At 55.1% G+C, this 13042-nt stretch carries 9 protein-coding genes; all 9 read left to right on the top strand.

The annotated features are described in order from the left end of the window. Positions 1 to 256: 256 nt before the first annotated feature. Positions 257 to 1300 carry a signal peptide peptidase SppA gene (gene sppA / locus GSQ91_RS11365; protein ID WP_158821665.1) on the top strand — a complete coding sequence of 348 codons (1044 nt, stop codon included), beginning with the start codon at positions 257 to 259 and terminating at the stop codon, positions 1298 to 1300. 67 nt (positions 1301 to 1367) lie between these two features. Beyond that, positions 1368 to 1721: an HU family DNA-binding protein gene (locus tag GSQ91_RS11360; RefSeq protein ID WP_158821664.1), complete on the top strand. Its 354-nt coding sequence runs from the start codon at positions 1368 to 1370 to the stop codon at positions 1719 to 1721. 244 nt (positions 1722 to 1965) lie between these two features. After that, positions 1966 to 4596 carry a PKD domain-containing protein gene (locus GSQ91_RS26060; protein WP_158821663.1) on the top strand — a complete coding sequence of 877 codons (2631 nt, stop codon included), beginning with the start codon at positions 1966 to 1968 and terminating at the stop codon, positions 4594 to 4596. 100 nt (positions 4597 to 4696) lie between these two features. Further along, positions 4697 to 5449 (top strand): GntR family transcriptional regulator, encoded by a 753-nt coding sequence (locus tag GSQ91_RS11350; protein WP_158821662.1) that lies wholly within the window; start codon positions 4697 to 4699, stop codon positions 5447 to 5449. Between the two features lies 1 nt (position 5450). Beyond that, a complete protein-coding gene (locus tag GSQ91_RS11345; protein WP_158821661.1) occupies positions 5451 to 6311 on the top strand; it encodes a sulfite exporter TauE/SafE family protein in 861 nt (286 codons plus the stop codon). An 8-nt stretch (positions 6312 to 6319) separates the two neighbouring features. Continuing rightward, positions 6320 to 6649 (top strand): DUF1634 domain-containing protein, encoded by a 330-nt coding sequence (locus GSQ91_RS11340; RefSeq protein ID WP_158821660.1) that lies wholly within the window; start codon positions 6320 to 6322, stop codon positions 6647 to 6649. Between the two features lie 432 nt (positions 6650 to 7081). Beyond that, complete coding sequence (locus GSQ91_RS11335) at positions 7082 to 7504, top strand: hypothetical protein (RefSeq protein WP_216845184.1); 423 nt, start codon at positions 7082 to 7084, stop codon at positions 7502 to 7504. Between the two features lie 428 nt (positions 7505 to 7932). Continuing rightward, positions 7933 to 10221 (top strand): P-loop NTPase fold protein, encoded by a 2289-nt coding sequence (locus GSQ91_RS11330; protein WP_158821659.1) that lies wholly within the window; start codon positions 7933 to 7935, stop codon positions 10219 to 10221. A gap of 105 nt (positions 10222 to 10326) precedes the next feature. Beyond that, positions 10327 to 11550, top strand: coding sequence for an RES family NAD+ phosphorylase (locus tag GSQ91_RS11325; protein WP_158821658.1), 1224 nt, complete (start codon positions 10327 to 10329; stop codon positions 11548 to 11550). Positions 11551 to 13042 lie beyond the last annotated feature (1492 nt).

The raw sequence follows: 13042 nt of genomic DNA, 5'->3' as shown, positions 1-13042 counted from the left end.
TTGATATCTTGCCGTTTGAAAATTATCGCAGATGCAGGTGAGGCAGGAAACAGCGAACAGGAAACAGGAAACAGCGCAGGGTGTTGCGGGGGAGCGGTGTGGCTCCAAAATGCCTGCAAAAGCGCTTACGCAAAGGGAGACGCAGCGGTCGCGACGGCTTTTAAGGCTAAATATGGCCTCTTTAATGCGGTGAAGGGCTGTTTGTTGTTTCCTTTGCGCTACTTCATGGTTCCTGCTTCCTGCTACACTCCCCATCATGCCGGAAGATTTCCCACAACAGCCGCCGCCACCCGCTCCGTACAGCACCGGAAGCTTCGACCAGCCCGCTGGACAGCCGGTTACCCGCGCTGCCTATGGAGCTTCGACTCCGCCGGGGCCTCCGCCTGCTCCGCGCCGGTCCGGCTGGTTCTGGGTCTCCATTATTGGAGGCATCGCTGCGGTCATCATCATTGCGCTTTGCATTACCTTTGCGTCGCTCGCCAAGTCTCTCGGCAATGACACGGACGGCGCCTCGAGCTTCGTCGGTTCCGATGCGATCGCGGTCATCGATGTCTCCGGCGTGATTCTCGATGCCGATAAGGTCGACAAGCAGCTCCAGAAGTTCGGCGATGACGACAGCGTCAAGGCCATCATCCTGCATATCGACTCGCCCGGCGGCGGTGCAGCGGCCTCTCAGGAGATCTATCACGAGGTATTGCGCATCCGGGAGGAGAAACACAAGAAGATTATTGCTTCGGTTGAAAGCGTGGGAGCCTCCGGTGCGTATTACATTGCCTCGGCCTGCGACAAGATCTATGCCAACCCAGCTTCAGTCGTCGGATCCATCGGCGTAATTATGGAGTGGACCAACTATGGCGACCTGTTGCGCTGGGCCAAGATGAAGAATGTCGTCATCCATGCGGGCGAGCTCAAGGACGCCGGCGACCCGACCCGCGATCTTACCCCTAAGGAAGAGGCCTACTTCCAATCGCTGGTCGACAATATGTACGGCCAGTTCATCCATGACGTCGCCACCGGCCGCCACACCACCGACGACAAGATCAAGCCGCTGGCCACAGGCCAGGTCTGGACCGGGGAACAGGCCCTCCCGCTGGGGCTCATCGACCAGCAGGGCGGCTTCCGCATTGCCCTGATCGACACGGCGCGCTCGGTTGGCATTAATGGCGAGCCGCGTATCGTGCGCCCCTCCAAGGACAAGCGCGGAATAGCCGCGCTGCTCACCGACGGTACGGATGATCTCTTCCCAAACCCCTCAAAACTTTTGGATCGTGCCCCTGGCTTCTACTTTCTTTGGAAGTGATGGCATAAACTGAAACCGTCGGCATACGATGTACGTCGATGTTCTTATAACACCCGGAGCCCTCGCCATGACCAAAGCCGAACTCGTCGACCACGTCATAGCCCTCGGTGACCTTACCCGCCGTGATGGCGAGGTCATCGTCGACACACTCTTCGATTCGATCATTGGGGCCGTCAAATCTGGCGACAAGGTCGAAGTTCGTGGATTTGGCAGCTTCCGCACGCGCCAGCGCAAGCCGCGTACGGGACGTAATCCGAAGACCGGAGCCTCCGTCTCGGTCCCGGCCAAGCGCGTTCCCTACTTCAAGCCGAGCAAAGATCTCCGCGATCTTGTGAATCCGGGCGAGAAGAAGTCCGCGCGTGGTTCCAAGGCCAAAGAGACCGAACTCCCCATCGACCCACATCATCCTCCTGCGATGTAGACGGCCGGGGACAGATCACTTTGTCCCCAGGCGCTCCCACAATTGCTCGCGGTACAGGCGCGCCGGTTCCACGGCCTTTCCGTGGGCATGGTGTGTTGATCTTTCCGGTTGTCACAAGAACGTTAGATGGATGCGGTGGGATTCTGCCCTCCGCATAGGCGAAGTGCGTTCAAACTAGTACACCTCTATAGAACTGCACTAGATGTACACTGGGCCGACAATGCCCTTCCAAGGTGTGCTCTCCATGCGCAAGCTTGCTCTATGGTTTTCCTCGTCTCTTTGTGTGGCTGCCATCTTGTGCGGCTGCGGACCTGGAAACGGATCTGGCTCTGGTTCAACACCTAAGGCCCCAACGGCGAACGTTGGGGGACCTTATACCGGCAAGACCGAGACTGCTCTCAGCTTCAGTGGAAACGGATCGAGCGATCCTCAGGGCGAAGCGCTTACCTACGCATGGAACTTCGGCGACAAAACAACTGGGACAGGTGTTAGTCCATCCCACACCTACACGGCGCCCGGGACTTATACCGTTTCACTCACCGTCACCGATACCTCCAATCTGACCGCTACCGCCTCCACCACGGCCACCGTTGCAGCGCAACCCCCGGTGGCGAACGCCGGAGGGCCCTACACAGGCGGCATTGGAGCTGTCATTTACTTCAGTGGAAACGGATCGAGTGATCCCCAGGGGGAAACCCTTGCCTACGCATGGAACTTCGGCGACGGCACAACCGGGACGGGCATCAGCCCATCCCACGCCTACACGGCTGGCGGGACTTATACCGTGTCACTCACAGTGACCGACACCTCCAATCTGACCGCTACCGCTTCCACCACGGCCACCATTGCAGGGCTGTCTCCTGCGGCGAATGCTGGAGGACCCTACACAGGTGGTATTGGAACCATCATTAGCTTCAGTGGAAGTAAGTCGAACGATCCTCGGGGGGAAACCCTTACCTACGCATGGAACTTTGGCGACGGCACAACCGGGACGGGCGTCAGTCCAACCCACGCCTATACGGCACTCGGGACGTATACCGTTTCGCTCACCGTGACCGACACCTCCAATCTGACCGCAACTGCTTCCACTACGGTCTCTATCAAAGCCAGCACGATCAATATCAATGGCCTCGTCAGCGGCGGAAAGAGTCCTATCTCTGGGGCGACCATCGCTCTGTATGCCGCGGGCAATGTGAGTAACGGCTCCACAGCTACCGCCGTACCCACATTCCTGGCCCCGGTGGTCACCGACAGCAACGGTAACTTCGACATCACCAGCGACTACACCTGCGTCAACGCCAGCGATCAGATGTATCTTGTGGCGACTGGTGGAAGTCCGGATTCTGCTTCTAGTGCCAACAATGCCGCACTCGAACTGATGGCGGCGCTTGGCCCTTGCGACCAACTCAGCAGCACCCCCTTCGTCACGTTGAATGAGGTTACGACCGTAGCCTCTGCCTGGGCTTTGTCGCAGTTTCTCTCCCCGGGTGGCAATGTGGGCGCGACCCCTAACAACGTCCAGGGGTTGGCCAATGCCGTCATTACGGCAAACAATCTCGTCAATATCGCAACGGGGGCATCGCCGGGAGCAGCCGTGCCGGCCAATGTAAAGGTCTCTACCTCGAAGTTGAATATGCTCGCCAATGCACTCGCGTCCTGCGTGAATTCTGTAGGGGGAGCAGACTGCAGCTCATTGCTCGCTGCGGCTACAGCAGGTGGTGTTACCCCTAGCAATACGCTGGATGCGGCGCTCAATATCGCACGCAATCCGGCCAGCAATGTCGGCTCTATTTACACGCTGGCGACGGCGAATACTGTGTTTCAGTCCGCGCTGGCCGCTGCGCCACCCGACTGGATGCTGTACGCCACTCTTACCGGCGGCGGCCTGGACGGCAACCAAGTGGCCGCCATTGCCGTCGATTCGGGAGGCAATGTCTGGGTTTCAACGTACTTCAACTACATCGCGAAATTTTCCCCGAACGGAACTCCCGCCACGGCAACAGGATTCACCGGCTCCGGTATCAATGAGTCTTACGGTATTGCACTGGATGCCAGCGACGACGTGTGGATCACCAATCGGGAGACCTCCCCGAATAGCGGCAGCGGAGATGTTACTGAATTGAATTCCTCCGGCCAGCCGCTTACCGGCGCAAATGGCATCACAGTCGGCGGCATCGACTATCCCGTGGCAGTCGCCACTGACACAAATGGCAATGTGTGGATTGCAGACAATGATCACTCCCATGTCACGCTGCTGAACAGCGCAGGTACTGCCATTTCGCCCAGCACCGGATTCGGCGTGGGTTATGTCTCGCTCCCGCTCTCAATAGCCGTAGATGCTAACCACAACGCCTGGGTCGGCAACTCGGGCGGTAGCCCCACGATTACCAGGATATCTTCCGATGGATCGCAGGTTGTTAATCTCGTCTGCTGCGATGAGGAGATTGTCGGCATCGCCATCGACCAGACGAACAACCTCTGGACGGTCAACTACGACAACAACAGCATCAGCCAGATCAAAGACATCTCCACGACAACTCCTAGTATTGGCGGATCTTTCAAGGGTGGGGGTGGACTCGACTTTCCCAGTGGCATCGCCGTGGATGGAGCTGGAAACGTGTGGGTGACTAATTTTCACGGCGCTTCTCCATCCCTTACTGAGCTTGCCGGCTCGAATGCGGCCTCGCCGGGTACCTTTCTATCGCCTACTACCGGATTCGGGAGCGATGCCTCCATGCAGGAGCCCTATGGAGTTGCGGTCGATGCGAGTGGAAACCTTTGGGTTTCGAATACTGGGAATGACTCGGTGACGGAGCTTATCGGGGCGGCGGTGCCGGTTAGGACTCCGTTGGTGGGGCCGGTGCAGCTTCCTTAAGGGTTACCTTGTTGAGTTCTTCAGCATTCTGCTGCATTTGAAGCGTTTGAGGTGATATTCCACTCTTTACATAATGACATCATGATGTCATTATGTATATATGGCCGATGGTCTATTAAGTAGTTCGCTGCCGCTCTATGCCCAGGTGGAGGCCGTGCTGGCCGCCAGCATTGCCGATGGCACCTATCCGCCCGGCAGCCGGCTGCCCAACGAAGAGAGCCTGATCGAGCGGTTTGCGGTGAGTCGAACGACCGTACGGCAGACCGTGCAGAACCTGATCCGGCGGGGGCTGGTGGAGATTCGGCGGGGCAAGGGGACCTTCGTCACGCAGCCCAAGATCACCCAGGAACTGACTGAGCTGAGCGGCTTCGTCGAAGACATGCAGGCGCTGGGGCGGCGGGCCACGGCCCGGCTGGTCGACAAGCAGGTCGTTCCGGCGAGCGAGTCGGTCGCGCGGCAACTGGCGCTGGCCGCTGGAACGCTGGTGGTGCGGATTCAGCGGGTGCGGCTCGCGGACAACGTGCCGATTTCGTTCGACGAGACCTATCTGCCGCGCGAGATCGGCGAGAAGGTGATGGAAAACGATCTGGAGATTGAGCCGATCTTCTCGCTGCTCGAACAGAAGTACAACATGCCGCTGGTGGAGGCGGAGTATCGGCTGGAGGCCGTCTCCGCCGATGCCGTGATCGCGAGGGCGCTGGGTATCGCCGTGGGCAGCCCCATCTTCCTGATCGAGCGAACCTCCTACTGTGCGGGGCCGCAGCCGATCGACTACGAGAGGCTCTACTACCGTGGCGATCAGGTTCGATTCGTAACCCGGCTCGCACGCCGCAGCCCGGCCGGAGGCCTTTGAGATGTCGAGTGAGGTGACTCTATGGTTGTTTGCGGTGGCCCTGGGAGCCAGCGCGCTGGGTGGAATGCTCGGCATGGCGGGCGGGATCTTTATGGTGCCAATCCTTACGATGTTCGGGCACATCGACATCCATACCGCCATCGGCGCGAGCCTGGTCTCGGTGATCGCCTGCTCGTGCGGCAGCGCGAAGCCGTATCTCAAGGGCCGGCTCACCAACATCCGCCTCGCGATTGTGCTGGAGGTCGCCACGACTCTGGGCGCGTTGACGGGTGTGCTCCTCATTGGCGTGATCCCGGTGTCGTATCTGTTCTTCCTCTTTGCCGCGATTCTCCTGCTCTCCGCCCAGCAGATGCTGGCCAAGCGCGGCGACCCAGCCGCCAGCTCTGCCGTAGCGAATCCCGGACAGTGGGGGACGATCCTGCGGCTGGACTCGAACTATCCCGATCGCACGCTGGGGCGCGATATTCCGTATCGAGTGCAGCAGGTGCCTCTGGGGATGGCGCTGATGTATGGCGCAGGATTGATCTCGGCGCTGCTGGGCATCGGCAGCGGTGTGCTAAAGATTCCTGCGATGGACTCCGCGCTGCGCCTGCCCATCAAGGTTTCGTCGGCTACTTCCAACTTCATGATCGGCGTGACGGCAGCGACGAGTGCGGGGGCCTACTTTCTGCGCGGCGACATCGTGACTGCTATCGCCGGGCCGGTGGCGCTGGGGTCGGTGGTGGGTTCAGTGCTCGGCGCGCGCATTCTGATGCGCGTGCCGAACGACAAGATCCGTCTGCTGTTTGTCGTGGTGCTGGTGGCGCTGAGCGTCCAGATGGTGCTGCAGGCCTTCGGCATTCACTTATCTAGCCATTCATGAGGAAGACGATGAATCACGACGAATCGCGTTCTCTTCCGCTGGAGTCGCTGTTGGCGGAAGTGTTGGACTATGGCTGTTGGATAGCCTCGGCGGCCATCGCCTTGGGGCTTGTTTTGGCTTTGAGCGCTCATCATCTGGCAGTGCTGCAGAACCTGCACCTTGTCGCGATTGGGATTGCGTTGTTTATTCTGCTGCCGGTGCTGCGCGTGGTCTTGATGCTGATCGTCTTCCTGCGCGAACGTGACTATCGGTTTAGTGCGATTGCAGCGCTGGTGTTGACGATACTTTTGGTGGGGTTTGTGCTCGGGACGCGCGTACCCGGTGCGATAGCGAGATAGGCTGCAACTAGGGAGCTTAGAAGCATTGCACGATCTTCTGATTAGGAGAGGATGAAGGAGAGTTGAACAAATCGGGTGCCCCATCTTCGGCGCGCGTTCTTTGCGCGACTAAGGTGGGCATTCGCGAAGCGAACCGCTCCTGCCCATCTTTCCATTTTCCTTGGTGTTATGTATCTGACATCTGGCTTGGTGGTACGAACGATATGGGGGATGCGCGCATGGGCGGGTGCGGTCGGGCTTCGCCCGATGCCCACCTTAGCGACGATGAAACCGTCGCGAAGATGGGGCACCCGATTTGTTCAGCATGCGTCATTTCATAAAAGACATTCTGCTGACAATCATCTGTTACGATTTGGGGAAAATGGTACCCATGCACTCTTCTACGGAACAGACTCCACCGATGGCAAACTTCCTCACTAAGCGCCGGCCTTCATGTCACGTCTGATGCCCAGCGAGAATGACAGAGTTCAGGGCGTCATCGGTTGGTCCAGCTTCTTTTTTGCGGTTCTGCAAAGCATCTGTACCTTCTTTGCAGCTGTTGACGGCCTGCGGCTGGTGATTGGGGTAGGCTCCCTTGCGATAAGCGCCGGAATCGGAACAGCCGTGGACTGGTTTCACCAGGACTGGATTCGAGTACCGATGATGGTGCTGGCGCTACTCGGCTCCTCGCTCAATCTGTTGATCCTGATGCAGGTGCGCCGTCTCCGCAATCGTCCGGCTTCGCAATGGCGTCAACTACCACTGAGTCCGAAGAAGATCCGTATGGAGCGAGTACAGATGATTTTGTCACTGGCTACTCTGGTTCTCATTGGCATCGAGGAGTATCTACACTTTCGCTGGTGCCATCATCTATAAGCGGCGATCTTTTGCGGATAGAGCATTTCTCGTGAAGGTGTAAAGAGGTGCCAGGACACGGGCTGGTATTGATCAACTCGCGGATGAGCACGTACTAGCTGGCAGTGCCGCGAGACATGCGATTCGTGACGATTCGGATTGCGCTGTTTCTTCTGCTGCCGGTCTGCGCGAGGTCTTGATGCTGATCGTCTTGCTGCGCGAACGTGACTATCGCTATTGGCGCTGGTGCTGACGATACTTTTGGTGGGGTTCGTGCTGGGTACGCGCCTGCCGTCGACAATAGCAAGGTAGCCTGTTACTCGCACTGGATCAGTTGCGGAGTTGCCGCTCATTCGAGAGCTTGCATTCTGTTCAATCAATACAAGAGTGCCTGTACTGATTTTCACTAAAAGAGATTTGGTTGCGCGTATACTTCTCCCCATCCAATCATGGACAAAAAAGACAAACCTCTTTCTTCGACGGACTGGCTCTCCTCGGACAGACCTATAGACGTTCGAAGCGAAGACCTGCTCGACCGTCGAGGATTTGCTGAAGCTCTTGCGACCGCGATTCGAGAATGGTCAGGCCGCGACAGCCTCGTAATAGCCCTCTATGGGGCGTGGGGCAATGGGAAATCCTCGATCAAAAACATGATGATCGACTATCTCTCTGAAACGGCTCCAAGCTTGCGCGTTTTTGACTTTAATCCATGGCAACGTGCAAATCGGCCACAGTTAAGTGCTGCCTTTTTCGATGAGTTAGGCATTGCCCTAGGAAAGGGCGATCTAGGAACGAATGAAAGCCGTAAAAAAACGTTGAACCGCTATCGGCGCTGGGCTTCAAGATTGCGAGGGGGACAGGAGATAGTCAATCTCTTACGACACACGATCAGCACTATTTTTATGGTTTGCGCCTTAGTTCTCCTTAGTACCGGATTGCTTCAGTCCCGAGCACTCTCCGTAGTGGCTGGTCTTCTTGCATTTTTCATTGGTCTGCTCTCATTCAGCACAAAACTTGTAAATGCCACAATTGCTTTCTTTGAAGCTGGAGTCGATACAGGTGCAAAAAGCCTCACGGAAGTAAAAACAGAACTTGCCGCAGACTTGCAGAAGATGAAAACTCCGATTTTGGCTGTCCTTGATGACCTCGATCGCTTAACACCAGAGGAGCTTCTTGAAGTCTTTCAGTTAATTAAGGCAAATGGAGATTTTCCGAATCTCATTTATTTAGTCCTCTGCGACCGAAAAATTGTTGAGAATAGCATATCGGAGTCTCTCAAGCTGTCCGGAAGAGATTATTTGGAGAAAGTCGTGCAGGTCGCATTTGACGTTCCAATGATTGACGCCGACCGCGTAAGATCGGTCCTTTTTCAAGGCCTCGATTTGCTTCTTGCGAAAGAAGGCGTCTCAAAGCGTTTTGATAGGAAACGTTGGGGCAACGTTTTTTTTTCAGGCCTCAACTCTTACTTTGCGACGCTACGGGATGTAAATCGATTTCTTTCAACCCTAGCCTTCCACATCTCACTTTTGTCCGTTGAGGGTGCCTTCGAGGTCAATCCCATTGACCTAATAGTTCTTGAAACGATGCGACTCTTTGAGCCAGATGTCTACGCGTCTTTGCAAGCTAACAAATCTCTTCTCACCACGTCTAGGTCAGAGGGCGGCGACGCCTCAGTCGCCAAGAAGGCACTCAACTCCATAGTGAGCTTGGGTCAAAACACCCATCAGAACCAGCTAATAGCGCTCGTCAAGCATCTCTTTCCAACTGTCGAATGGGCTTTTGACGGCCCGAATTATGCGCAAGACTATGGATCCCAGTGGTACCGGGATTTGCGCGTATGTTCGCGGAAAGTATTTGATCGATACTTCCGCCTTGCGATTTCTGGAGGGGAGCTTCCGCAGGCCACAATTAGCCGCCTGCTGGATGCTCGCGGAGACCGGCAAGAACTGCGATCAGAGCTGGAAGCACTCTTCGCTCAAGGTCTGGGCAATCTGGCCATGGAGGAACTCGGCGTATATCAAGACGACCTAGAGTCCTTACAAGTTGAACCATACATTACTGCCATATTTGATATTGGAGATTCTATCTCTGACGAAAACCGAACAATGTTCGACGTTCCCGCATCCTGGCGAGCCGGTTTCTTGGTCGATCGGGCCCTCGAAAAGCTACAAGATTTGAGCGTGCGCATCTCGATTCTTAGAAACTCGATGCATAACACGCTCGGATTGTTCTTGCCACTTCAGTTCCTAGATCAAATCGCTGCTGAAAACCCAAACGACGGAGCGGAGCGGCTCATTCCAGAGTCGGATCTTATAAATTTGAAGGATACGATAGGACTCCAGAAAATAAGAGATGCGGCAGACTCGGGGGTACTGGCAGATCATCCGAAAGTTGGACGATTGCTACACATGTGGCGAGAACGGGGCCAGCCTGAAGCTGCCGCGAAATATGCGGACGAAATGACGCAGAAAAAAGCAGGCATGCTGCGGTTCCTTGAGTCCTTTGTCCTGCGATCAACACGACAAGGAATTAGCGATCATGTCGGTGAGGCGCGACGATATATCCGTAGCGGCGAGATTAACTCGTTGGTTCCCGTCGCTACGATTGAGTCCAGACTTGGCCTTATGTCCCTCAATGACATAAGCGAGAGCGAGAGTGTGGCAGTAAAAGCATTTGAAAAGGCAATGGAGCGCCGCAAAGCTGGAAAGAGCGACGAAGACCCGCGTACCTGGAATTAGTCTCAAAAGTTGGCTTGTTATCAGCAATTAGCAGGTCAGCACAAGAACATTTGTCATTACCAGTTTCACCAGAGCATGTTCTTGTTCCGTGCTCGCGGAGGCAACGTGGCTGCTGCGGTATGTTGGCATTGTATTGAAGACGAATATCTCAAACGGATTATCCAAGACCGCGGTGAGATTGCAGAATGCACTCTCTGCGGTAACCACGACAGAGCGGCGTTCGCTCCCGATGACTTTTCTGCTGTTCTCGATCCGGTCATGCGCAAGCACTTTGCTCAGGGCGAGGACGTAAAGCGATTTGGCGAAGATGACAGCGAGTGGTGGGAGCAGGTGGGAGATCCATTGTCGCACCATCTTCAGGAAGTAATCGGCACCTACCTGGGCTTTGAAGATGAGATTGTCGAGGCTTTAGAGAAGAACGAAGACGTTCGCCCACAAGATGGAGAACAAGCATTCTTTGACAGTAGCCAAGTCTACGTCCCCCTTCCAACCCGACCGTACAGGTATATCGAAAAATGGGATCTTGCCCTCGATGAGTTGAAGCATAGAAGGCGATTCTTTAGCTCATCAGCAAAAACTCTGTTTACAGAACTATTTGAGGGTGTCGAAACAAGACAAGCTTGGAGCGAGAGCGGGGCAAGGGATGAAGTAGTTAGGTCATTTCCTCAGGGATCAGAGTTTTATAGAGCTAGAATATGCGGGTCCACTGCAACTATTAAAGAAGCTTTTTTAGATCCTTTAAAGAACGTTGGTCCAACTCCATCAGAGCATGCGCGTTCAGGCCGCATGAATGCAGAAGGTGTAACTGTCCTCTACGGGTCTCTGGATTGCGAGACATGTCTAGCGGAAGTGCGACCAGCACTTGGTAATGACACGGCAGTCATAAAATTGCGTACTACAAAGCCTCTACGACTGCTTGATTTCAGCAGGCTTGAGCGGTCGTATACCAACCTGAGCTATTTTCAGCCCGATTTCGAAGAAGAATGTGAAAAGGGGGTTTTTCTCAGGCGACTGCAGAAACTTATCTCACAGCCAATCATTCCCGGTCGAGAAACAGACTACATCATTACACAAACTCTAGCTGAATACCTCGCACACGTACACGATTTGCATTTCGACGGAGTGCTTTTCCAATCGGTTCAGCGATCTGAAGGAACAAATATTGTGCTTTTCCCGGACGTGGAGGGCAACTTCCCATTGTCCTACGTCGACCAGAGCATCGCTCTGCACACCACAACGTCAATTGAGTACAAGCACGACCAACGGCTTGTGCTTTTGACCGAAGATAGTATTTGGATTGATAGTGATTATGACGAAGAGGAATGGTGATCATCACCGGCTCGCCAGATGAGCGCACGATAAAGGAATAATAGGGAGATGATTCAAGGCGATATCCACCCTTCGCAAAAAGATGAACCACCCAATTGTGGCACGACCGATAGGTCGGACTTTCAGCCCTCTGCTCTGAGCTTGTTCCGTAACCCGGGGTTTCACCCTGGGCTGTGATAGTGCCGCCCCTTCTGGGCTGGTTTGAGAGGTTGCTGAAGATCGTAGCGCGTTACCACGGCGGCTAAAACCGTATTGCGATGGAAGCTTTTACGGCACCCGTTCGACTACGCTCAGGGCAGGCTAACCGGTGCCGTTAACGAAACGTGTCCTTTTTAGCACCCTTCGACACGACTATAAATGCTTGCAGGAGCGATTGATTATGTACAAGCTACTATTCACCCGAGGGTTGGTAGTCAGCGTCTTAACATTGACGGTCTCGGTCCAATGTCTGGACGGACAGCAGGGCATTTCGAAACAAAACATCACGCCGGAAGCACTGAAGATGTTTCTCCGAAGCTATCTAAATCCGAGACGAGCGTCTCCAGATAAGAGCACTCGAATTACCGTTGTTTCTGTGGCTACAAAGAGCGTGGCAACCGAGGAACAAATCGTATATGTCTCTGGGCAAGGCTGGTGTGGCAGTGGTGGGTGCATGTTGCTCGTTTTAGAACGTTCCGGCGCTTCTTTCAAGATTCTTGGCGACATGAGTATAGTTCAGCTTCCGGTGCGGATCCTCCCATCCATGGAACATGGGCATCCTGATATAGGTGTGAACGTTCGTGGACGTGAGGTCGGAAGCGAGTACGAAGCCAAGCTCTCTTTCGATGGAACTGCATACCCGACTGACCCTACCTTACCGCCCGCTCGGCGAATACCAGCCGGGAGAGGTAAACAAATCATCACTACGACGGAGAGCAGCGTTTCTCTGTACGACTGAAAATGGTAGCGCGCTGAAGTGCTTTTCAGCGCCCATCGAAGACCCGATTGATATGTGGCGTGACTGATAGGTCGAACTTTCAGCCGTCTGCTCTGAGCTTGTTACGTAATCCAGAACCTTGCCACTTCGCCCCGGCTGCATCGGGGGAAAAGGTTCGAACTGTGTTGGCAACCCAGAAACTTTCGGGGTTCTTCGACTGCGCTCAGAATGACGGATTTGTGGGGAGTGAAAGGACGACAAACCCTTTCGGTTAGCGCCTATGCCGCTTCGCCCTCGGCTCTGATGGAATCGCTCCTTCGGGGCTGGCTTGAGAGGTTGATGAAAGATCGTGACGTGCTGAAGCGCGTACCCTCTGACGCAGAGCTCGATGCGAACGGTTGTGCTGCACCTGAGAGCATTCCCTCTGTGGCTGAAGCCGGGTTTATCGGGATGGACTGACGGCGGGGCTTCAGCCTAATGGCACTTACTTTCCACAGGGAATAATGGAGTGTAGGCCAGATTGTCGCATTTGGCTTCTTTCGTCATGCAGGCATTCGCGAAATGCTGAGGTTTCTC

The sequence above is a fragment of the Granulicella sp. S156 genome (assembly GCF_009766105.1).
In the GTDB taxonomy this organism is placed as follows: domain Bacteria; phylum Acidobacteriota; class Terriglobia; order Terriglobales; family Acidobacteriaceae; genus Granulicella.
The sequence above is the reverse complement of the archived record's forward strand: the minus strand, read 5'-3'. Positions and strand labels throughout refer to the sequence as shown.